25 protein-coding genes are annotated in these 23,684 nt (G+C 34.9%); 11 read left to right on the forward strand and 14 right to left on the reverse strand.

Annotated elements, in window-relative coordinates:
• Positions 1-7: 7 nt before the first annotated feature.
• The 9 genes from ABW637_RS02255 to hemA form a co-directional block, all read right to left on the reverse strand.
• The gene (locus ABW637_RS02255; RefSeq protein ID WP_367583004.1) at positions 8-433 is read right to left on the reverse strand and encodes a hypothetical protein; all 426 of its coding nucleotides are present in this window, start codon (positions 431-433) and stop codon (positions 8-10) included.
• 107 nt (positions 434-540) lie between these two features.
• A complete protein-coding gene (locus ABW637_RS02260; RefSeq protein ID WP_367583005.1) occupies positions 541-1,146 on the reverse strand; it encodes a hypothetical protein in 606 nt (201 codons plus the stop codon).
• Positions 1,147-1,226: 80 nt separating this feature from the next.
• On the reverse strand, positions 1,227-2,129 hold the full coding sequence (gene hemF, locus ABW637_RS02265) for an oxygen-dependent coproporphyrinogen oxidase (RefSeq protein WP_367583006.1): 903 nt from the start codon (positions 2,127-2,129) through the stop codon (positions 1,227-1,229).
• Positions 2,130-2,161: 32 nt separating this feature from the next.
• Positions 2,162-2,950: an EI24 domain-containing protein gene (locus ABW637_RS02270; protein ID WP_367583007.1), complete on the reverse strand. Its 789-nt coding sequence runs from the start codon at positions 2,948-2,950 to the stop codon at positions 2,162-2,164.
• A 59-nt stretch (positions 2,951-3,009) separates the two neighbouring features.
• A complete protein-coding gene (locus ABW637_RS02275; protein ID WP_367583008.1) occupies positions 3,010-3,501 on the reverse strand; it encodes a DUF6973 domain-containing protein in 492 nt (163 codons plus the stop codon).
• Positions 3,502-3,507: 6 nt separating this feature from the next.
• Complete coding sequence (gene hemE / locus ABW637_RS02280; protein WP_367584445.1) at positions 3,508-4,530, reverse strand: uroporphyrinogen decarboxylase; 1,023 nt, start codon at positions 4,528-4,530, stop codon at positions 3,508-3,510.
• Between the two features lie 88 nt (positions 4,531-4,618).
• Positions 4,619-5,272 carry a uroporphyrinogen-III synthase gene (locus ABW637_RS02285; RefSeq protein ID WP_367583009.1) on the reverse strand — a complete coding sequence of 218 codons (654 nt, stop codon included), beginning with the start codon at positions 5,270-5,272 and terminating at the stop codon, positions 4,619-4,621.
• A gap of 1 nt (position 5,273) precedes the next feature.
• A complete protein-coding gene (gene hemC, locus ABW637_RS02290) occupies positions 5,274-6,188 on the reverse strand; it encodes a hydroxymethylbilane synthase (protein WP_367583010.1) in 915 nt (304 codons plus the stop codon).
• A gap of 2 nt (positions 6,189-6,190) precedes the next feature.
• Entirely contained in the window at positions 6,191-7,441 is a 1,251-nt protein-coding gene (gene hemA / locus ABW637_RS02295) for a glutamyl-tRNA reductase (RefSeq protein ID WP_367583011.1), read from the reverse strand.
• 200 nt (positions 7,442-7,641) lie between these two features.
• On the opposite strand from hemA, the gene ABW637_RS02300 reads away from it, so the two are divergent.
• Entirely contained in the window at positions 7,642-8,532 is an 891-nt protein-coding gene (locus ABW637_RS02300) for a helix-turn-helix transcriptional regulator (protein ID WP_367584446.1), read from the forward strand.
• Positions 8,533-8,539: 7 nt separating this feature from the next.
• Here ABW637_RS02300 and ABW637_RS02305 read toward each other — a convergent pair whose 3' ends face one another.
• Positions 8,540-8,719, reverse strand: coding sequence for a hypothetical protein (locus ABW637_RS02305; protein WP_367583012.1), 180 nt, complete (start codon positions 8,717-8,719; stop codon positions 8,540-8,542).
• A 294-nt stretch (positions 8,720-9,013) separates the two neighbouring features.
• Between ABW637_RS02305 and hemH the strand changes: the two genes are divergently transcribed.
• Both hemH and ABW637_RS02315 read left to right on the forward strand, forming a co-directional pair.
• Positions 9,014-10,051: a ferrochelatase gene (hemH, locus tag ABW637_RS02310; protein ID WP_367583013.1), complete on the forward strand. Its 1,038-nt coding sequence runs from the start codon at positions 9,014-9,016 to the stop codon at positions 10,049-10,051.
• Positions 10,051-11,448, forward strand: coding sequence for an MATE family efflux transporter (locus ABW637_RS02315; RefSeq protein WP_367583014.1), 1,398 nt, complete (start codon positions 10,051-10,053; stop codon positions 11,446-11,448). Before hemH ends, ABW637_RS02315 begins: the two co-directional genes overlap by 1 nt.
• Position 11,449: 1 nt before the next feature.
• Here the strand turns inward: ABW637_RS02315 and ABW637_RS02320 are convergent, their stop codons facing one another.
• A complete protein-coding gene (locus ABW637_RS02320) occupies positions 11,450-11,872 on the reverse strand; it encodes a nuclear transport factor 2 family protein (RefSeq protein ID WP_367583015.1) in 423 nt (140 codons plus the stop codon).
• A 78-nt stretch (positions 11,873-11,950) separates the two neighbouring features.
• Positions 11,951-12,964, reverse strand: a complete 1,014-nt coding sequence (locus ABW637_RS02325) for a helix-turn-helix domain-containing protein (protein WP_367583016.1) — start codon at positions 12,962-12,964, stop codon at positions 11,951-11,953.
• Between the two features lie 147 nt (positions 12,965-13,111).
• Here ABW637_RS02325 and ABW637_RS02330 point away from each other — a divergent pair, with 147 nt between their 5' ends.
• From ABW637_RS02330 to nadD, 5 genes are all read left to right on the forward strand, one after another.
• On the forward strand, positions 13,112-16,225 hold the full coding sequence (locus ABW637_RS02330) for a VPS10 domain-containing protein (protein WP_367583017.1): 3,114 nt from the start codon (positions 13,112-13,114) through the stop codon (positions 16,223-16,225).
• The gene (locus ABW637_RS02335; protein WP_367583018.1) at positions 16,226-16,777 is read left to right on the forward strand and encodes a CopD family protein; all 552 of its coding nucleotides are present in this window, start codon (positions 16,226-16,228) and stop codon (positions 16,775-16,777) included. It abuts the gene before it with no gap.
• A 109-nt stretch (positions 16,778-16,886) separates the two neighbouring features.
• Positions 16,887-17,744, forward strand: a complete 858-nt coding sequence (locus tag ABW637_RS02340) for a YicC/YloC family endoribonuclease (protein ID WP_367583019.1) — start codon at positions 16,887-16,889, stop codon at positions 17,742-17,744.
• Positions 17,745-18,317 carry a guanylate kinase gene (gene gmk / locus ABW637_RS02345; RefSeq protein ID WP_367583020.1) on the forward strand — a complete coding sequence of 191 codons (573 nt, stop codon included), beginning with the start codon at positions 17,745-17,747 and terminating at the stop codon, positions 18,315-18,317. It abuts the gene before it with no gap.
• A gap of 54 nt (positions 18,318-18,371) precedes the next feature.
• Positions 18,372-18,953: a nicotinate (nicotinamide) nucleotide adenylyltransferase gene (gene nadD, locus ABW637_RS02350; protein ID WP_367583021.1), complete on the forward strand. Its 582-nt coding sequence runs from the start codon at positions 18,372-18,374 to the stop codon at positions 18,951-18,953.
• Between the two features lie 24 nt (positions 18,954-18,977).
• Here nadD and ABW637_RS02355 read toward each other — a convergent pair whose 3' ends face one another.
• Entirely contained in the window at positions 18,978-19,637 is a 660-nt protein-coding gene (locus tag ABW637_RS02355) for a hypothetical protein (RefSeq protein ID WP_367583022.1), read from the reverse strand.
• Positions 19,638-19,914: 277 nt separating this feature from the next.
• Between ABW637_RS02355 and ABW637_RS02360 the strand changes: the two genes are divergently transcribed.
• From ABW637_RS02360 to ABW637_RS02370, 3 genes are all read left to right on the forward strand, one after another.
• A complete protein-coding gene (locus ABW637_RS02360; RefSeq protein WP_367583023.1) occupies positions 19,915-20,610 on the forward strand; it encodes a DUF4919 domain-containing protein in 696 nt (231 codons plus the stop codon).
• Between the two features lie 300 nt (positions 20,611-20,910).
• Positions 20,911-21,702, forward strand: a complete 792-nt coding sequence (locus tag ABW637_RS02365) for an AraC family transcriptional regulator (RefSeq protein ID WP_367583024.1) — start codon at positions 20,911-20,913, stop codon at positions 21,700-21,702.
• A 117-nt stretch (positions 21,703-21,819) separates the two neighbouring features.
• On the forward strand, positions 21,820-22,998 hold the full coding sequence (locus ABW637_RS02370) for an alpha/beta hydrolase-fold protein (RefSeq protein ID WP_367583025.1): 1,179 nt from the start codon (positions 21,820-21,822) through the stop codon (positions 22,996-22,998).
• A gap of 115 nt (positions 22,999-23,113) precedes the next feature.
• Here ABW637_RS02370 and ABW637_RS02375 read toward each other — a convergent pair whose 3' ends face one another.
• Positions 23,114-23,524, reverse strand: coding sequence for an Lrp/AsnC family transcriptional regulator (locus tag ABW637_RS02375; RefSeq protein ID WP_367583026.1), 411 nt, complete (start codon positions 23,522-23,524; stop codon positions 23,114-23,116).
• Positions 23,525-23,684 lie beyond the last annotated feature (160 nt).

Genomic DNA, 23,684 nt, shown 5'->3' on the forward strand with positions numbered 1-23,684 from the left:
AGAGTAGTTATTTAGAAGCATCAAGCTTTAATGTTTTAATTAATGCATCAAAGTAAAAATCTTCCTGATCAGGAACAATCGTTACTGTATACGCTGTGTTTTTTATAATATAATGTGAGTTAGTATCTGGATCCAGTGTATTAGAATGAAGGTATACTATTTTCTGGATAAAATTATTGATCAATAACACTTCATCATAGGTCACTCCACGACGAAACGTAGGTTGATCACTTTTATAGACAAGGTAGTCATTTCTAAAACTTATTGATCTTTTTAGCCCATCAGCTTTGTTAAATTCAAAAGTAAAATCTTTTGATGCAAATATTTTATTGATGTTTTCTGCAGTAGGTTCTACATTACGAGCACAACCGACAACAAAAACTAAGATAAAAAATATTGCAACCCGTTGTAGTATATGTTTTTTGGTTTTCATAGAAAATCACCTATGTTTTCTGGTATAAAAAATGCCGCATCCAGACTCATTAATTATTGTCTAAGATACGGCATTTTGCTTTTCTTTGGAAAAACCAAAATTGGTATTTACTTTGAGGCGAAACGCTTTATAGAGCTTTCAAAATCGATATCTTCAAGATTACTGATCAATAGACCAACACCTCCAGATTTTGAAGCAACGATATATTCGGTTTGAAATTTTTTGTCTTTCTTGTAAGCTTTTAAATACTTAAGCTTAACAACTTTAGATGTCGGAGTGAAGAAAAATCGACCGTGGATTCTTTTGTATTTCACTTCCTGGACATTGGACTCATCCTTTACCTGATCACTAAGTGCCTGCACAACTCTTGCAGCTCTGTGTTCATCAAACTGATAATAATCACAAGTGTAGATAAATACGTAGTTCTCTATATTTGTTTCATCAACAAATAATTCGAAATCTACATTTTTATCCTCGATCTTCTTCAATTCTGCAAGGGCAACATTTTTAAATTTTAGATTACCTTCTAGCAAATCAATTTTTGCTTTGAAATCATCTGGAGTTGCTTTTACATAATCACTTGTAAGAACAATCGTGTTGTTTTTGAATTCAATTTTGTTTTTTGAAAATTTAGCAAATCCTTCTTTCTTAGGCTCAAAAAGATTACAGCTAACAAGTAGGATCACAATAGATAATAGTAGAAGTTTTTTCATAAGGGCTTGTGTTAAATGATTAAGACATAATATGATACATCTTAATTAATACGAGCGCAAGATAATAAAAAAAATTCAAACTATTGCCATTCAACGGGTTTTTTAAGCACTTTAACTAGTTTTTCCTCTTCGCTTCCCGGTTTTGGATTATGGTTATACCGCCATTGTACGCTGGGTGGAAGGCTCATTAAGATACTTTCTATTCTACCATTTGTTTTTAATCCAAATAGTGTTCCTTTATCATGTACTAAATTGAATTCTACGTAACGACCCCGTCTAATTTCTTGCCAATTTCTTTGAGCATCGGTATATTTTATCCCTTTTCTACGTTCTACTATAGGTATATAGGCCTCAAGAAAGCTGTTTCCTACTTCTGTAACAAAATCATACCAATTTTCTATGGTCATTTCATCATTTGCTTTGCAATAATCAAAAAACAAGCCTCCAATTCCACGCCCTTCTCCGCGGTGAGAATTGTAAAAGTATTCATCACATTTTTTCTTATACGCTGCATAAAAATCTGGATTATGCTTGTCACAAGACGTTTTACAAACCTTATGAAAATGGATTGCATCCTCATCAAACAAATAATAGGGTGTCAAATCCTGGCCGCCACCAAACCATCGATCAACAACAGTCCCATCTTTATCATACATTTCAAAATATCGCCAATTGGCATGAACTGTAGGAACCATTGGATTAGCGGGATGTAATACTAAAGACAATCCACAAGCAAAAAAATCAACATCTCCAACATTAAAATAGCTTTGCATCGCTTTGGGTAATGTACCATGTACTCCAGAAATATTTACCCCTCCTTTTTCGAATACATTTCCGCCCTCGATTACTCGGGTTCTGCCTCCTCCTCCTTCTGGTCGTTTCCAAAGATCTTCTTTAAATTTGGTCTTACCATCAATTTCCTCCAATTTTGAAGTAATGGTATCCTGAAGATTTTGTATGTATTGGTAAAATTTGTCTTTCATACTATTTTATATGATGTTCTTGAAGTACAAACCTAAGCTTCGACTTCTTTAGGTTTTTCTGAAACATTGTTCGTTATTATAAGCTTTTTCTCATCTAAAATTTTTACCGTTGCAGACGATGCCGCAACCACAGATATAGGCAAGGTAATAATGAACCCTATAATCGGTATAAAAAGCATCAATACGAATACAATACCGTTACCTATTGCTGTGCCTCTATTTTTTCTTACAAATTGGATACTTTCTTTATAATTAAAATGACGTTCCATAGTGTAATCCATATTACCAAAGCCTACATAATATGCCTGTATAAGAAAAATTAGTATTGTCGCTACAATACCAACTACCGGGATAAAGCTAAGAATCAACAATGGCAACATAAACAACAATTCTTTGAATAGGTTTCGCAAGTTAATGCGAATACCTCTGGACAATTGCTGTCTAAACGATGTATTACGATGTGTATGATTGGTTTCGCCTAAAATATGAGCTTCAACTTTTTCTGAAACCGGACTCATAAATGGTGCAGACAATGCCATGACAATGTGTTTGTACAATACCAGTCCCAAAACCAGGATTAAAAATCCTCCCAGGTACGTACTGATCGTTGCAAACGTTTCAGACCCCCACTCCCATGGCCAAACTTTGGCAATTAATAGTCCCAGGTTATCCGAAAAGAAATACGCTAAAGCAACAAAGCCCAACCCTGTAAGCAAGCTTATCAAAATAGGGATGGCAAAATATTTCCACAATCCTAGTTTAAAAATCAAATTAAACGTTCCAAAATATGCTTTAATTCCGCTAATAATGTTTTTGAACATAAGTGTTATTTTATGATTATTGCTTCTTATAAGTAGTCATTTAATCAATTTTGTTTCATTTACTCTTCAGAAAGATAAACCAAATTGTTTTGATGATCCCATATGTCTTTGATTTCTGTTACTTTCTTAGCCTTTTGTACACCTTTCTTTAAAAAAGTAATAATTTCTTCTTCAGAACTACTCTTCAAGGTAGTAAAACATGACCTACCCATTTTATTATTATGCAAATCCATTGCCTTTTCTAAAGGTTCATTTGGAGCCAGTTTTTCATGCAAATCGGTCACTTTTTGACTCCAAATGATGGATTTTTCAACATTTTTAGTGAAATAATAGGTTTTTTGGCAAATTAATACATTCCATAAAGCATGTCGAAAAGCATTCGCTTTACCGTGTTTATGATGTGTATGTTCATAAATAACATTGCAAATACGTATCGTTTGCTTTGTTGCCTTTAAAGTTGGAATAATAAATAACGGATTTTGAAGCATTACCCCCGTTAATTGAAGTAATTCTCTCAGACTAAGTCTTCGCAATACACTCCAAACCCTCATTATTATCTATCTATACTCTTTTACTGCATCCACAAATGCTCTAGCATTCTCTACAGGGATATTTGGAAGAATCCCATGTCCCAGGTTCGCTATATAACGATCCTTACCAAACTCATCGATCATTTGCTTCACCATTTTTTTGATCTCTGCCGGTGGTGATAGCAATCTTGACGGATCAAAATTACCTTGTAGTGTAATATTTCCTCGGCTTAAGTACCGTGCATTTCTTGCAGAACACGTCCAATCTACTCCAAGTGCTGCTGCTCCCGAATTTGCCATTTCTTGCAATGCAAACCAACATCCTTTTCCAAAAACAATGACTTCGGTTTCCTCTTTAAGAGCATCTACAATTTGTTGAATATATTTCCAGGAGAATTCTTGATAATCTACCGGTGATAACATCCCTCCCCAACTATCAAATACCTGAACAGCATTCACACCGGTAGCCACTTTTGCTTTTAAATATGCTATGGTTGTATCTGTGATTTTTTGTAATAATTGATGAGCAGCTTCAGGTTGTGTAAAACACAGTTCTTTAGCTTTATCAAAATTCTTCGATCCTTGCCCTTGCACTGCATAGCACAAAATAGTCCATGGCGAACCAGCAAACCCAATAAGTGGTACTCTATTATCCAGGCGTTCTTTGGTTAATTTAATCGCATCCATTACATATCCAAGTTCTTCATAAACATTGGGAACAATAACTTGTTCTACGTCTTTTAAAGTACGAATCGGATTCGGCAACCAAGGACCAATCCCATCTTTCATCTCTACCTCGATATTCATAGCCTGCGGAATCACCAAAATATCACTAAACAAGATCGCTGCATCCGGGCCAATGATATCTATTGGCTGTACCGTAATCTCTGAAGCCAATTCTGGAGTACGACAACGAGTAAAGAAATCATATTTAGCCTTTAATTTCATAAATTCGGGCAAATATCGACCTGCCTGGCGCATCATCCATACCGGAGGGCGCTCTACGGTTTCTCCTTTTAAGGCTCTAAGAAATAAATCGTTTTTTATCATATTTTCTGTCATCCTGAACTTGATTCAGGATCTTTTTAATTGTTACAAAAGTGGATTCCTGCCTACGCAGGAATGACAATTCGTTTATTTATTTAAAATACTTTACCGCTTGAACAATCACGTTTTCTACGGTAGGTTTATTAGCTATTATAATCGTATCAGTATGTTTTTTTGCTTCAGAAGCCGTAGTAGCCCCAATACAAAAAACAGTACTTTTTTTAATACTATTCTCTGCAACATAACTTTGAACTCCCGATGGACTAAAAAATAGAATCCCATCAAAAGAACGATCAAATTTCTTCGAATTCAGATATGTTTTATACACTACCTGTTCTTTTACCTTGATATTATTTTGTTGTAAAAGATCGGGTAATTCATTTCGTCTTAAATTTCCACAAAAAAACAGAAAAGACTCATTTTTGTGCTTTTTTATAATGATTTTGGCCAAATCTGAAGCATTTTGAGCAGTTTCTATTACTTTTTGGCCATTTTTTTCTAATAACTTTTTGGTAGTCGAACCGACGCAGAAACAATTTGAAACGTTAATTCCAGATTCTATAATCGCTTTTACCGCATTCTTGCTGGTAAAAATTGCATTCTGGATTTGCGTATCTTTTTTAATCTCCAAAAGCTCTATTTCAATCCCGTTATATTCAACAAATCCCAAACCCGAATTAAGTACTAATTCTTTTTGAGCAAAAGATAATTTTTTAGTGGATAGTATGGAAGGTTTAGCACTCAATCTATTTCATCATGGCTTTAATCTCCTTCATCAATTCTGCCCCTCCATTATTCAATATTTCTTGTGCACATTTTTTCCCAAAACCCATTCTTTCTTCGAGCTTAATATCCTTTTTGACTTCAATCTTATGTTTCCCATCCAGGCTAAGTAAAGCTCCTTTGAAATGAATACTCCCATGTTTAATAATCGCTAAGGCTCCAATGGGCGCCGTACAACCTCCTTCTAATTCTCTAAGAAATTCTCTTTCGATATGTACGCAGATTTCTGATGTTTCATGATTTAACTGAGACAATGCTTTTCTGCAATACTCATCTTCTTCTTTAGCAACAACCAACATCGCTCCTTGAGCAGGTGCAGGGATCATCCAGTCTAAATTGATATAATTCTCTGGCTTTAGATGAATACGTTCTAATCCTGCAGCAGCAAAAATGGCTCCGTTCCAATCACTATTATCCATAAGTTTCTGCATACGAGTATTTACGTTTCCGCGTAGATCAACCACTTTATGGTTCGGATATTTGTGTAACCATTGTGCCTGTCGGCGTAAACTACCTGTAGCAATGGTGCCTTCATTTTCTAAAAAATCCAATTCTTTATGCACCAAAATATCTTCTACATTGGCCCTCTCTAAAACGGCCGCTTCTACTATTCCCTTTGGTAAGGCTGTAGGAACATCTTTCATAGAATGAACAGCGATATCTATATCACCATTTAGCATTGCTATGTCTAAGGTTTTAGTAAAAATCCCAGTGATTCCTAATTCGTATAATGGTTTATCAAGCACAATATCTCCTGTTGATTTTACAGGAACCAATTCTGTTTTATGACCAAGATCTGTCAACTTGTTTTGTACAGTATTAGCTTGCCAAAGTGCTAACTCACTATCCCTGGTACCTATACGAATCGTTTTAGCCAAGACTATTTATTTTGTAATTGGAAAACTTTTTGAATTAATTCGATACTCTCATCTGCCGAAGTGTTTTCATCTTTGAGATGATTGGCAAAATGATTTGTTATTTTTTGAATGATGCGGCTACTGATTATATCAGCTTGTTCCTCATCAAAATCTTCATATTTTTTTCGTTGCAAATTTAACTCCGCATCTTTTAAGGTCGTCAATTTATTTTTTAAGGCTTTGATTGTTGGGGCAAATTTTCGAGTATCTAACCAACTATCAAACTCTAATCGCACTTCTTCGATGATATCTTCTGCCTGAGGAATGTACTGCTGTCTTCTTTGTAGCGTATCATCGGTCATCTTTGATAAATGATCCAGATGTACTAAAGTAACATTAGGTAATTCGGTAACATCATCAGAAACATTTTTGGGAATAGATAGATCCAAAATCAATAAGGGTTTGTCTGAGTGGATCAATTGCTTAGAAATTGTAGGGTTTTGGGCTCCTGTAGCAACAATCAGAATATCTGTATTCTTGATTTCGGATTGTATATTTGCATATTCTTTTACGACAAGATTAAACTTACCCGCTATTTTTTCTGCTTTATCTTTGGTTCGGTTGATTAGAACTATATGATCATTCTTGGTATGTTTTACTAAGTTCTCACAAGTATTTCGACCTATTTTTCCTGTGCCAAAAAGTAATATATTCTTATTTGAAATATTTTCAACGTTTTTCTGAATGTACTGCACCGAAGCAAAGGACACAGACGTAGCTCCCGAAGAAATTTCGGTTTCGTTCTTAATTCGTTTACTTGCCTGAATCACGGCATTGATAAGACGCTCAAGAAATGGATTTGTTACGCCTACTTTTTTTGATGCTTTAAAACTAAGTTTTAGTTGACTTATAATTTCAAAATCACCTAAAATCTGGCTATCAAGACCAGTACCCACTTTAAACAGATGCGCTACGGCATTGCTGTTTTTATATACATACGCCACTTTTTCAAACTCTTCTACAGTACCATGCGTATGTTCACAAAGTAGTTTGATTAACTGAAATGGGTGTTGTGCAAAACCATGTAACTCTGTTCGATTACATGTAGAAGTAACTAATAAGGCTTCAATACCTTCTTCTTTGGCTTGATGTAATATCGCAACCTTACCTTCATCACTTACGCTAAAGTGACCTCTAATCTCTGCATCAGCTTTTTTATAGCTGAGTCCGATAGTATAAAAATTTGTTCCTTTCGCTCTTAGGTGAGGCTCCATCCAATCAAATCTAAATTTCCGTCACAAAAATATCCCACCATCTTCGAAAAAAATAACGCCAGAGGGATTTTTAGTGTCGAAAAACGTTGTTTAAGATATTATTTAGACAAAAATGAGCAAAAACACCTATTTTTGTAGTAATTCAAGAGGTTCTCTTGTCGATAGTTTAGATTTATTCTAAATAAATAACATATATGGAAATGGAAATTGAATTAAAAAATAACGCTCCGGGTATTTTAGAAGAAACTCAAATCGAAGAAGGATTTCACATCCTTAAATTTCAAAATGAAACTCCTGAAAGTCAAAAAGTTATCCGAGATATTGATAGTAGTTTTATTCAATTTCACTTTTGTGTAAAGGGTGCCGTTACCTTCAATTTTAATAATGGAAGTTATGCCCTGAATCTTTCTGAGGAAAATTCGCTTTTGCTGTATAATCCACAGCGAAATTTGCCCATGAATCTGGAAATGAAAAAAGATTCTTGGCTAATTACCATACTAATATCCATAAAAAAGTTTCACTCTTTATTTTCTAGAGAAGCAGACTATATCCCATTCCTTGGAGAAGGAAACCGGGATAAAAAATATTACAACGATGGGAACATCTCACCTTCTATGGCTGTCGTATTAAATCAAATCATGAACTACAGCTTACATCAATCTATTAAATTCTTATATTTTAAAGGAAAGGCATACGAATTATTAAGCCTCTATTTTAATAGACCCGAAGATGCCGATATAGAACAATGCCCATTTTTGGTCGATGAAGAAAATGTAATAAAAATCAAAAAAGCCAAAGAGATTATTATTGCAAGAATGGCCGAACCTCCCACATTACAGGAATTATCTAAAGAAATTGGATTGCCCCTTAAAAAACTTAAAGATGGTTTTAAACAAATATATGGAGAACCGGTCTATGCTTTCTTATTTGATTATAAAATGGAAGTAGCCCGACAACTATTGGCTACAGGTGGTCATAATGTCAATGAAGTAGGGCTAAAAGTAGGCTACAGTACGGCGAGTCATTTTATCGCCGCATTTAAAAAGAAATTCGGCACTACTCCAAAAAAATATGTCACGAGTCTAAATTAAAGACCGCTTAGTCGAATAATTCCACTCTGGGAATCCCAATTCCTTTTTGTAAAGAAACTATAGAATCATACATTCCTTGATCCTCATCAGTAGTATCTGCTAGTACTGATACAAATTCAAATTGTTCTAATAGTTCCAGGACAAAAGGTAGTTTGTCTTTTTCGACATCTACAATAATACGTTTCATGTGGTTTTTAATATTGTTTGTTAACAGTCACATGCAACCCATATCTACCCTATAGCAGACTTAACAATTAAATAATAAATATTTAATTGTACCGGGTTCATCTTTGCTTTTTTATCTACATAAAAATACTAAAATAAAACTACTCAACTTCGAGTTTATTACAATTTAACGTAATTATAAGGTATGTTTGAGTTTTAAAAATTAAGCAATCGCACTATCAAAAAGTCTTATCGTTTTTTTAGTATTCAAGCTCTTAATTGTTTGTATTTTTGCTACATCTGAAAAAGAAAAAATATGAGTAAAGGAGTACTTCTTGTTAACCTCGGATCACCAGACAGCACAGATCCTAAAGATGTAAAAAAGTATCTTGGTGAGTTTTTAATGGATCCAAGAGTTATAGATGTTCCTCTTTGGGCCAGAACGTTACTGGTAAAAGGAATTATTTTAAATACCCGACCTAAAAAATCTGCTGCTGCCTATAAAAAAATATGGTGGGATGAAGGTTCTCCACTTATTGTTCTTTCAGAAAGATTACAAAATAAAGTCGCAAAACGTACTTCGATTCCTGTGGGATTAGCAATGCGATATGGTTCTATGAATATCAAAAAAGGATTACAAGAACTACATGATAAAGGAGTGGATGAGGTAATGATTATCCCGTTGTATCCGCAATTTGCTATGGCGACTACAGAAACCATATTAGTTTTAGCCGAAGAATTACGTACTGCACATTTTCCAAATATGAAATTCGTCGATATTCCTGCGTTTTATAACAAACCAGAATACATTGATGTGTTATCCAATAGTATTGCCGAAAAAATTAAAGACTTGGATTATGAACACCTTTTGTTTAGCTATCACGGAGTACCTGAGAGACACATTAGAAAAAGTGATATTAGTAATGGAAACTGTAAAATGGACGGAAAGTGTTGCTTTAAAAAAGGAGCAGTGCAACACGAGTTCTGTTATCGTCATCAATGTGAGATGACCACAGTACAGGTAGCTAAAAAATTGGGGCTTAAAAACGGAACGTATTCTACCTCATTTCAATCTAGATTAGGTTTTGATCCATGGTTACAGCCTTATACCGATCGCACTATCGAAAGAATGGGTAAAGAAGGAATCAAAAAAATGGCTATTGTTACTCCGGCATTTGTGTCGGATTGCCTAGAAACTTTAGAAGAAATCGCCATGGAAGGTGAAGAAATTTTTCACGAAGTTGGCGGTCAAGAATTTACCACCATCCCTTGTCTCAATGATCGTGACGAATGGGCAGATGTACTGGCAAATTGGGTAAATGAATGGGTTTCTGTTAAAACTGCTTCAGTATAATGGCAAAAGTCTCCTCTGAAGCCCTGGGTGTCGAACCTATCGGAAAATTATTAATAAAACAGGCGGTTCCGGCTTCGATCGGGATATTGGTGATGTCGCTCAATATTCTAGTCGACTCAATTTTTGTGGGCAACTGGATTGGCTCTATCGCTTTTGCATCAATTAATGTAGTATTACCGGTGTCATTTTTTATTGGAGCGTTAGGTATGTCTATTGGCGTCGGAGGATCGAGTATTATTTCGCGCGCTTTAGGAGCCGAAAACAGAGAAAAAGCACTAAAAACCTTTGGCAATCAGATTTCTCTTGGGTTCATAGTCATGGTACCTTTAGTAATCCTAGGGCTGATCTTTGTTGATGATATTATCCCAAGATTTGGAGGAAAAGGCGACATATTCGAGCCTGCAAAAATCTATTACACCATCCTATTATACGGTGTGCCCATTCTTGGTTTTGCCATGATGGGAAATACGGTAATACGAGCCGAAGGAAAACCTAAGTTTGCAATGACCGCAATGATCATTCCTACCATTAGTAACTTATTACTAGATTATATTTTTATTTATGTGCTGGATATGGGAATGCATGGTGCAGCATGGGCAACTACGGGTTCGTATCTAGCATGTTTTTTGTATGTTTTTTGGTTTTTTTCTTCTAAAAATTCTGAATTAAAAATCGGCTTTCGCCATTTTGGGCTGCAAAAAGATATTGTATCCGAAATTGCATCACTAGGCGGGGTTACCATGGCCAGGCAAGCGGTCGTAAGTGTCACTTATTTGTTGATGAACAACATCTTATTCAATTTAGGACAAGAAGGCTTAGTTGCTGTATATGCCATTATTGGTAGAATGTTGATGTTTGCTTTATTTCCTGTATTTGGAGTAACACAAGGGTTTTTGCCTATTGCGGGATACAATTATGGCGCTCAGCAATATCCCCGTGTACGTCAAACCATTAACACAGCGATTATGTATGCATCTATTGTTGCTACACTAGTTTTTATCGGATTAATGGTTTTTCCTTCAGAAATTACATCTTTGTTTTTAAGTAATGACCCTAATCTAAGTTCGAAAGAATTAGCACTAAACCAATTTGTACTTTCTCATACTGCCGAGCCTATGCGATGGGTTTTTGCAGCCACACCCATTATTGCATTACAACTTATTGGTGCTGCTTATTTTCAGGCCGTCGGAAAAGTGGTCCCCGCATTACTCCTAACCCTATCCCGACAAGGCTTCTTTTTTATTCCGTTAGTTTTAATTTTACCCAAGTTTTATGGTGAATTAGGTGTTTGGATTTCATTTCCTATCTCAGATGTACTGGCAACCATTGTTACTGGATATTTTTTAAACCGCGAGGTAAGAACCAAACTTATAATTTCAGAAGAACCTACTAAATAAACTAATTTATTCTAGTTGCTGCTTTACTAATGATCTTCCACTCTCCTTCAATTTTTTTCAGCAGGAAAATATCCATATATCTTATTTCTTTTCCTTTCGCCAATATTTCGGCTTTTGCCATTGCTATATCATTTTGCTGATCGATTGACAATACCTTACCAATACGACCATTAAATTTTCCTTTCTCTTTATTTTGAAACCATGATACATACTCTTTAACAGGTACAATCCAAAGTTTTTTTTCTTTGTGAGTAAGAAATAACGTCGCCTCTTCATAAAATGCCTCTTCAATCATTTCTGGTGTATTGTATGAGGTGCCACTCAAGTATTTATTAATCGTTGTTTTAATATTTTCTTCTTCAGATTGTGCATTAATTGTAGTACACAAGATTAACGTAAGAATTACAAAAAGATATGTTTTCATGTTTTTAATGTTTTCTTAGCGCAAAATCCAAAACATCACATCAAAACTCTTTAAAAAACATGATTTTTAAAACGAAAACTAGGTAATTTTATATTGATTTCTATATTGCGAAGGAGTAATTTGAGTTTCGAATTTGAATGCCAAATTAAATGAAGTGACATTTCCAAAACCTGAATCATAAGCCACTGTGGCTATTTTTTCTAAATCATAATTTGGATCAATAAGTAATTGCTTTGCTCTTTTTATTCTATAGTGGTTCACAAACTCAGAGAAATTTTTTTGTTCATTTTCATTAATAACCTGTGATAATTCTCTAGGTTTAACCGAAAGTCGTTCTGCAACAGAATTTAATGAAATAGAATTTTCTAAATACATTGCTTCGGCTTCGAACAAAGACTTAAGTTCTTCTATTAGTTTTTTGGAAACCTTTCTGTTTATACTTGAATTACTATACTTTTCTAAAGAAAAAACATGTCGCTTTAACAGAAGAAAAGAAAATATGTAGATCAAAAAAGAAAAAGAAATAGCTCCCAAAATATAAAATGGAATAAGCTTCATGAAAATTGCGACATATAATACCCAAATAACACTAACTCCAATCACAATATTTCTATACCATTTTAGGAGTTGTACACTTACCTCATTCTTATTCTTGAAAATATATCTCCAACAAATAGTCAAATACATTCCTAAATGAAAAAGAACCATAGAATATAGTAGATAAGAAATGAAGTCCCCTCTATTAGGAAGTATTGGGCTGGATAAGAAAAAGACTCCAAAAGGAACTAAATGAATATACTTTCTATTTGAGAAAGAGAACTGTTTGTCTAAAAGAGATTGACCATAAAACCATAAAAATGGCCCTACAGTTAAAAAAGTAGAAATCGCTATATTTCTTACCCCAGGATCAACCTCTATATAATTATGAAAAACAGATTTGCCAATTCGAATGGTTAGTGCTAATAAAACAAAAGCCAAAAATCTGTTAGCTATTTTGTTTCCTTTTTTTAACGTAAAAAGATAAAAGCAAAGAAAAAGTGCCTGGATAACACCCAAACAACTTAACACTAATGTAAATCCTTCCTGAAACATATTTCAAAAATAACAATCAAACTAAAGTATACAAGGTTAAAATTACGTGAAAATGTTTTCAAATTATTTTTAATTCCTCACTTTAGTATCCCATCAAATCTACATGTACAAAATGCTAGGGTATTTTCAACTAAAAACTCAGCGAACATGCACTCACATTACTACAGGGTACTTTGTATCCTCTTTTTTGCTTTTGGAAGTATTTTTACTATCCATGCTCAAACGTATACTCAAGAATTATACGATGCTCTCGAATACCGATTGATTGGGCCGTTTCGCGGGGGGCGAAGTGCAGCAGTAACAGGAGTACCAGGAAAACCAAATTTATTCTATTTTGGAGCCACTGGTGGTGGTATTTGGAAAACTACAGATGGCGGACGTACATGGGAGAATATTTCTGATGGTTTTTTTGGAGGCTCGGTTGGGTCTATTTCGGTTTCTAAAAGTGATCCTAATGTTATTTATGTTGGGGGTGGCGAAAAAACTCTGAGAGGCAATGTGTCTTCGGGATATGGAGTATGGAAAAGTGTAGATGCAGGAAAAACATGGGTACAATCTGGTCTACCTAAAAGCAGGCATATCCCCAGAATATCTATTCATCCCACCAATCCTGATATTGTGTATGCCGCAGTACTCGGTAATATTTATAAACCTACCCAGGATCGAGGAGTTTATAAAAGTTCTGATGGTGGAAAAACATGGAGTAAAGTTCTTTTTGCCAATCAAAATTCTGGCGCAGTTGATTTAACCCTAGACCCTAACAATCCAAGAATTTTATACGCTTCTACCTGGAATGCGAGAAGAACACCGTATAGTTTAAGTTCTGGTGGAGATGGCTCTGCCTTATGGAAAAGTACCGATAGCGGAACAACATGGAAGGAAATCTCAAAACATAAAGGGTTTGCAAAAGACACACTGGGGATTATAGGAGTTACCGTTTCTCCGGTAGATAGCGAACGCGTTTGGGCTATCGTAGAAAACAAAGAAAAAGGGGGCGTTTATCGTAGTGATGATGGAGGTGAAACATGGAATCAACTGAATAGCGATCGTAGCTTACGTCAACGTGCCTGGTATTATTCTCGTATTTATGCCGATCCAAAAGATAAAGACATCGTTTATGTGGTAAATGTATCCTATCATAAAAGTAAAGATGGCGGAAAAAACTTTAGTAGCTTTCGTGCTCCACATGGAGATCATCATGATTTATGGATTGCTCCAGAAAATCCAAAACGCATGATTATCGGTGATGATGGGGGTGCACAAATTACCTATGATGGAGGCGAGACCTGGAGTACATATCACAACCAACCTACTTCACAGTTTTATCGAGTAACGACAGACGACCATTTTCCATATAGAATATATGTCGCGCAGCAAGACAATTCTACCATACGAATTAACCACAGAAGTACCGGTCAATCCATTTCTGAAAATGATTGGGAACGCACCGCTGGTGGAGAATCAGCGCACATCGCCGTAGATCCTAAAAACAATGATATTGTTTATGGCGGAAGTTACGATGGTTTTTTAACTCGTGTAAACCACAAAACCGAAACCATACGTTCTGTAAGTGTTTGGCCAGATAACCCCATGGGACATGGGGCCGAGGATATGAAATATCGCTTTCAGTGGAATTTCCCGATTCTGTTTTCAAAACATAACCCTAATCGATTGTATACCTTCTCTAACCGTGTTCATGTAACCGAAAATGAAGGGCAAAGCTGGCAGGTGATTAGCCCCGATCTTACACGAAATGATCCAGAAAAATTAAAATCTTCTGGTGGACCGATTACTCAGGATAATACATCGGTAGAATATTATTGCACCATTTTTGCAGCCGCCGAAAGTCCTTTAAAAGAAGGGTTGCTGTGGGTAGGAAGTGATGATGGGTTGGTGCACCTCAGTCAGGATGGTGGAAAAACATGGAACAATGTAACTCCTAAAGGAATGCCCGAATGGATGATGATCAATAGCATAGAACCCAGTACTTTTAATGAAGGCACATGTTATATTGCCGGAACACGATACAAATCAGGTGATTTTGCTCCATATCTATATAAAACTACCGATTATGGTAAATCTTGGACCAAAATTACTACCGGAATTGCCCCAGAGCATTTTACACGCGTTCTACGAGAAGATCCTAAACGTAAGGGATTATTATATGCTGGTACAGAAACTGGCATGTACATCTCTTATAATGATGGTAAGAACTGGCAATCTTTTCAATTAAATTTACCGATTGTACCTATTACAGATATAACCATCAAACAAAATAACTTGATTGTTGCTACTCAGGGAAGAAGTTTGTGGATTATTGATGACCTTACTGTGTTGCATCAGTTAAATGATAATTTAAAAACACAAAACCACATTCTATATCAACCCAAGAATGCATATCGCATGCGAGGAGAAAGTGTTAAAGACTCTAAGACCGAAGGCACTAATCACCCCGCCGGAGTAATGACTTATTTCTATATACAAAATTTTGATACCACAAAAGATACCATTGCACTCACCTATTTTAATACAAAAAACGACACGTTAAAATCATTTAGCAATAAAGCAAAAGATAAAAAAGATCGGTTAGACATAGAAGAAAAAGGAGCTCATCTATTTACCTGGAATATGCGTGGCAAAGGAGCAGAAAAATTAAAAGGAATGATCCTTTGGTGGGCAAATCTTGATGGCCCCAAAGCTGTACCTGGTACTTACAAAGTAAGTTTAAATGTAAATGGAAAAGAAGTTGCCAAGCAGCCTTTTACTATTGTAGCCGACCCAAGAGCAGAAGCAACACCTCAGCAAATGCAAGCTCAGTTTGATTTTATCACCAGTGTGAACGAAACTGTAGATAAAGCACATCAATCGATCAAAAAAATCAGAAAGATCAACACTCAGCTTAAAGCATTCGAGAAACAATATACATCCAACGAAAAGACCAAAGATTTAGTCAAAAAAGCTTCAGAATTACAACAACAATTTGGCGAGATCGAAAAAGCATTGTACCAAACTAAGAATAAAAGTAATCAGGATCCTCTCAACTTTCCCATTAAATTAACTAACAAACTTGGGCATCTTAATTCTTTAGTAGGCATGGGTGATTTTGGTCCAACCGAACAGGATATTGCGGTAAAAAATGAGTTGGTCAAACAAATCAATGATCAGTTAACGGCTTTTGATAAATTAATTTCAGAAGAAATTACAGAATTTAATTCAGCGTTTAATACATTGCAGCTTAATTATCTTTTTGTTGAAGACTAAATGCTAGAATACTACAACTACATAAAATCCCTGCACCTGATCTTTGTGATCACATGGTTCGCGGGGCTATTTTATATCCCGAGATTATTTATCTATCAGATTGAAGCTTTTCAAAAACCTTCACCCGACAGAGAAATATTAGGTAATCAACTCAAATTAATGGCGAAACGGCTTTGGTTTATCATCACCTGGCCTTCTGCAATATTGGCAACGTTATTTGCAATTTGGTTATTAATCTTAATGCCTGCATGGTTGCAACAACCTTGGATGCATGTTAAGTTAGGCTTCGTAGTTTTGTTATTTGCCTATCATTTTAAATGTCATCTCATCTACAAACAACTTCAAAATGATGTTATAAAGTGGTCATCTAGTCAAATGCGAATCTGGAACGAAGGATCTACTATCATTTTATTCTCGGTTATCTTTCTAGTTGTTGTTCGAGATGCTATAAACTGGATCTACGGAGTCATCGGTATCGTAGCCCTATCTGTTTTGTTAATGCTTGGTATTAAATTATACAAAAGAATCAGGAATAAGAATCCCGAAGCATAATATAAAACGTTGAAAGCATAAAGATGTAGTCGGTCACCCTATCATTCGTAATTCGTCATTATGCATTCGTAATTAGTTTGTATCTTCGTGCAACTTTTAGCATAATTCTATGATCAAATCTATGACAGGTTTCGGGAAATCCATCCTGCAGCTACCTACAAAAAAAATAACCATCGAGGTTAAGTCGCTTAATAGCAAAAACTTAGATCTTAATGCAAGAATCCCTTCTCAATACCGAGAAAAAGAACTCGAAATGCGCAATACCATTGCGAAAGCTTTAAGCAGAGGTAAAGTTGATTTTGGATTATATGTTGAAGCCACTGGAGAAGAAACATCTACAAAGGTTAATGAAGCTATTGTAAAAGAATACATCAGACAATTATCTAATGTACATCAAGGCGATACTACCGAATTAATGAAAATGGCCGTTCGTATGCCAGATGCTTTAAAAATTGAACGTGAAGAGATTAATGAAGAAGAATTTAGTGCAATAAAAGAAGCGTTACAAGATGCCTTGATTAAAATAGAAGAATATAGAATTGATGAGGGTAAAGCTTTAGAAAAAGATTTTACTTTTCGTGCTAAAAACATAGGTGATTTGCTGGATCAAGTCATAAAAATAGATCCAGAACGTATTGAAGCCGTTAAAGAACGATTACACAAAGCTGTATCAGACCTAAAAGAAGAAGTAGATCAAAATCGTTTTGAGCAAGAGTTGATTTATTATCTCGAAAAATTTGATATTACCGAAGAAAAAGTTCGACTTACCAATCATTTAGAATACTTTACAACCACCTTGAATTCTGCAGATTCTAACGGGAAAAAACTTGGTTTTATTACCCAAGAAATTGGCCGTGAGATCAATACCATAGGTAGTAAATCTAATTACGCTCCAATGCAACAATTGGTGGTGCAGATGAAAGACGAATTAGAAAAAATTAAGGAACAATTACTAAACGTGTTGTAAATGAACCAGGGAAAGCTTATTGTACTTTCGGCGCCATCTGGTAGTGGAAAAACTACTTTAGTTAAATATTTACTCAACGAAGAAGAGTTAAATCTTGGGTTTTCGATTTCGGCAGCATCCAGAGAACCTCGGGGTGCAGAAATTCACGGAAAAGATTACTATTTCTTGTCGTTAAGAGAGTTTAAAGACAAAATAAAAGCCGATGAGTTTTTAGAATGGGAAGAAGTATATCGAGATAATTTTTACGGAACCCTTAAAACCGAAGTACAACGACTTTGGGATAGCGGTAAGCATGTAATTTTTGATATTGATGTAGTTGGAGGTCTGGATATAAAGAGGATATATCCCGATCGTACTTTGGCAATTTTTGTGAAGCCACCAAGTATCGAGGAACTAAAAATTCGTCTAAAAAAACGTAAAACCGAGTCTGAAGATAAGATCAATATGCGTGTTGCCAAAGCTTCTACCGAGATGGCTACTGCGCCACAATTTGATGCTATTGTAACCAATGATGATCTCGAAAAAGCTAAAGTTGAAGTACACCAATTAGTGAAGAAGTTTCTTTTAGGTTAGTGATAGAATTAAAAGATTTCCGCCTTCAAGGAAATGAAAAAAAGACTTTTTTCTATGAAAAAAATCGGACTATATTTCGGGACCTTTAATCCAATACATGTGGGTCATTTAGCTATCGCCAATCATATGGCAGAGTATTCTGGTCTTGATGAAATATGGATGGTAGTCACCCCGCATAATCCTCACAAAAAGAAAAGTTCGCTGCTAGATAATCAGCAACGATATGAAATGGTATATCGCGCTACAGAATCCTATCCAAAACTAAAGCCCAGCGATATAGAATTTAAACTACCACAACCCAATTATACGGTGTATACCCTTGCACACCTTGAAGAACACTATCCTGATTATCAGTTTAATCTCATTATGGGAGAAGACAACCTTAAAAGTTTTCATAAATGGAAAAACTATGAAGTGATTTTAGAAAATCATAATATCTATGTCTATCCACGCATTGCTGAAGGTAGTATCGAAACTCAGTTTAAAGATCATCCAAAAATCCATAAAGTAGATGCCCCAATCATGGAAGTTTCGTCAACTTTTATTCGTAACGCTATTACCGACGGTAAAAATATAAGACCTCTATTGGCTAAAGAAGTATGGGCATATATTGATGAAATGAATTTTTACAGGTAACCATCAACAAACACAATATTTTACCTAGTAATTGTTCCCTATAGTCGCCTTTATTCTTTTAAGAAGGCGATGCATTCGACCGCTTCCTCCCGCAATAATACCAGCGGTAAGAACAATATCGATAGATTGTATAATAGTCACTTGTATCTTAAACAACTCTGCTTCGGTTTCTGGTTCACTAAAGATAATTCCTGATATTAGGCGTAATCCCGAGAATGAAAGGACCAGCCCGATTGCGAATGCTATAATTGTGGTTCTTCGATGTCTTTTTACTCCATGGTTTACAAGTCGTTCTTCTAACCCTTTTTTTTCTTTCATCATCACGGCTATTTTACGGTCTTCCTCTTTGATATTACCCTCTTCCTCTTTGTCGGTTAAAGGTTCTTCTGGATCAATCATCATGGGGTCTATAGGAGCGTCTATATCTTCCATATATTTATCAATATCGGCAATACGGTCTTTGCATCTCTTTTTTTCTTTCTCACCCGGATCATCTACAAAAATCTCTATAAATTGCTCTACAATGAGCATAATAACCGATATATAACCCAACATGGCAATCACATTGCCCGGATCTAAATTAGAAAGATCAACCGGCGGAAACTGTTCTTCGAAATAAACATAAGCTGCAATGGCAAGTACGATAAGAATAATCGCTATTGGATTTTTATACAGCGCTTTCATGTGGTATTGGTTTAAGAGTACGTATAAAAGTACAAAAACTATAGATTATAGTCTGTTCGTGTGCAATTGTTTGTTCAAAAGAAGCTTTAAAAATACAAGACCCTATATATTTTTCGCTTCGATACGCTTGGCAACTAATCTGTAATGTTTATATAGATCGACAATTTCATTAATACTAAACAATACTGACTGGTTTTTGTTTAATATTGCTACATTTATATATAAGATATAATAGCAATTGTTATTATATCATTGTTAGCCACCATATAAAACGCAAATGAAAAAAAATATACTAATCTTATTACTGTTTATTGCTAATTCCAGTTTTTCTCAAAATATGTTTAACTATCACAAAGATTTTGAAACTATTTTAAGACAAAGTCAGGATAGTACAAGTGTTTTATATTATCCCAAATTATTAGAGAGATTTAATGACAATGATGATACATTAACAAATTCCGATATTATTGCTTTGCTAATTGGACACACAACTGAAGAGAATTACAAGCCTTATAAAACTTTAAAAACAGAAAGAGAAATACATAAGTTAGTGAAACTTGAAAAGTTCGATCAGGCTATTATAAAATCCGATAGTCTATTAAAAATAAATCCTCTTAATTTCTCTGCTTTGATGGAAAAGAGTTATTCTTATATGAAACTCGAAAAGCCGAATTCTGAATTTCACAAAAAGAAATTTATGAAAATAGTTTATTCAATAATGTCAAGTGGAGACGGAACGATTAAAAACCCTTATTTTGTTTTAAACCCAAGTGACGGAGCTACTTTGATTAAATATATTTTAGGTGGTAAAATAGGAATAACTGGCTCAGGAGATGACTCAAATGGTTACTTTCTTGATATCTTAGAAATGATATCTAAAAAGGAAACAAAAACATTACATTTCAATATTAATCACGCAGCTGAAAAAATGTTCACTAAAGAAGAAAAAGAGAAAATAAAAAACGGTGGCTAACAACACCTATGCGATAATGCGGAGTTTAGGTTCAATCGAAAGGTTATTGCTTATTTGGTTTGTCGCCAAAGTATTAAATTTAGTATTTTAGAAAATATAAAAACAAAATATAAACTTTGGCTAAGTGCTAGATCGAAGAATAGTGATTTTTTGCTCCCGCACTACGCATAGCTAATCGTTACCAAACATATTGACAAAAGGAGGAAATATAAAAACTACTAAATTAGTAATACTAATAATCGTTATATCACTAAATATTGTCTTTACTAGAGAAAAACAAATGCCCAAATTCAAATTTAAATGATAGAAATAAACAAAGTAAAGACAACAAAATTATCAATGCTAGACGGTATTGAGCTTAAGTCTGCTATGTTTATCGATAAAAACTTCCCTTTTCATTTTCATCAATCTTGGAGTCTTGCTTATATCGAATACGGAAGCGAAAACATTGCATTTAACAATTCAGGATTTTTGGTCAGTAAGAATGCAATACAATTAATTCCCCCTTATTCAATTCATAAAAACTGGAGCAATAAAAAAAATGCCTGGGCCTATAAGGCGCTTTACATAAGCGATGACGTAATCAAAAATGTTGCAAAAAAAATAAATGCTGATTATTCTTATCTGGCAAGCTTTCCTTATTTTATCTCATATCGTAACGGTGAGTTTGACATAAACGAAGCATCAATTTTTAAAATCATTGAAAACCTTTTTTTGGATCCTTTGAATGATGTTCATCAACCAAGTTTTAAAAAATATGCTAACGAACCTTTTGACGATATCCTAAATTACTTGTCTCTAAATTATAACCAATCAATCACTTTAGAAACGCTACAAAAAAAGTTTAGAGTGAATAAATTTAAACTACAAAAAAGCTTTAAAAAGAACATTGGTTTAACACCTTTGGAATATCTAACTACCATTAGAATCGAAAACTCAAAAAAGCTTTTTTATGAGGATGTTCCTTTGGTAGAAATTGCGCTTGAATCAGGCTTTTATGACCAAAGTCATTTTACGCATAGTTTCAAAAAATACGTTGGAGTAACTCCTGGTGATTATAAAAAGAATAGCAAGATTTTACAAGACTGGTAATCTCTCAAAAAGTATGTTTGTCTTTTTAATTCATAAACATCAATTCAAAATAGACCTTTTTAGTAAACGAGCCGCTGGCGGGTTGAAATTATGAATTGCAAACACAAAGAAGAAAATATGAAAACAACGAAATTACTAATATTGTCATGTGCTTTATCGTTAAACACTGTCTTTGCTCAAGAAAAGACAGAAAAAGATCCTGATTCTCCTCGTTTAACAGAACACAGTGAACCAGCAGTTACCTTAGGCGAAATATCTTCACTTCAGTCAAAAGTGTTAAACAAAACTATTCCACTATCAATCCATTTACCTGCTAACTACGATAGTTCCAGGAAAACCTATCCCGTGCTGTATATGTTGGGTTCAGATTACCGAGCTCGGTTCGCCATGTTAGCTTCTACACTAGACTACATGGGCGGAGGACAAATTCCTGAGATGATACTTATTGGAATAGATTTACCCGAAGGAAATCGCATTTTGTTGCCAACAAGGGGAAATCAAGACACAACAATTCCGGATAATTATATTAACTTTTTTGAGACAGAGCTGATACCGCACGTTGATAATAACTACCGGACTGCTCCGTTCAAAGTCCTTTTTGGCGGTTCTAACAGTGGGTTTTTCAGTGTTTACACGCTGCTCAACAACCCTCTTCTGTTTAATGGCTACTTCGCAAGCAGTCCGTCCCTTAGTATTATACCGACAGAGCTTCAACAAAAAATAAAATCAGGTCCGTTAAAAACGCTTTCGGAAAACAGATTTCTACACATCATTTACAGCGATGATGAGGGATTAACAAATCACGTTTCTGAATTCACTCGTGTTTTAGCTGACCATAAACCAGAGAGCTTTACCTATAAAGTGGATGAATTGGCGAACCAGGGTCATGTACCAGCGATGGATTTTACACAGTTTCTTCTTGCGTTATATCCTGACTTCAATCCCTTCAATCCCCGTGAAAACCTGGAATCGTTGGATAAAGTGACACAACATTTCGATAGGTTATCAAAACGATACGGGTATGAAATCCAGCCACCTATTGCGGTCATATTTAACCTTGGTTTTCACACGATACTAAGTAAGAATTTAATTGCCGCAGAAGAAATCTTTCAATATTCCTTAGAAGTGTATCCTGAAGGGAAGGAATCTTATCTCGGAATGGGTCTTTTACACAGAGCTCAAGGTCAGCTTGAAAGTGCTAAGGTCATGTTCGAAAAAGCACTGACAATTGATCCAGATTTTTCGCTTGCTAAAAGGTGGCTTCAAAGACTCAAGAACCAAATGGGGAAAAAATGAGGAATTATATCTATTCGTTAGTCTTAATGACAAAAGGATTTACTTCACAGCTTTGGATTCTATTTTTTCGGATGAGAAAAATTTGGCTATTTATAGAACCTTTCAAGGGAATAAATTACGCTTCTAAAATAATACTCGTTTTTGAAGCACCATACTCTGCGATTTTTTCAAGAAAGGAAATAAGATGCTTATTGTTTCTAAAATAACCTAGAACGCATAAGCAATCATCACCAGTAATTCTATCACAACTTTGTACTTCTTCCATTGCTTGTATTTGTTTTTGAGCATCAGTTGACCCTGTTGGTCCTCGATGTATTACTAATGTTATATAGGCTTTAGTCTCAATGCCCAATTTTTCATGATTCACTTTTAGAGCATAGCCTTCGATTATGCCTTCTTCTTCCATTTGCCTAACACGCTTGCCTATGGCAGGAGCAGACAATCCTACTTCTTTTCCAATATTAGCGAAGCTTTCTCTAGCATTAATTTTTAGCATTTCAAGTATCTTCTTATCTAATGTATCCATTTATAATCGTAATTTTTTTACTATTTATTCGATATAATCAAATCCAAATATACAATTATTAATTCGATTATAAACCAAAAATAAGATAATGCATTCTATATTTGTGTTGTAGTGTCTAAGCAGAATAGTTTCCAATATAAATTAATCAAACAGAAAAAGA

Origin of the sequence: Aquimarina penaris (assembly GCF_040786285.1) — a bacterium.
Lineage (GTDB): Bacteria > Bacteroidota > Bacteroidia > Flavobacteriales > Flavobacteriaceae > Aquimarina.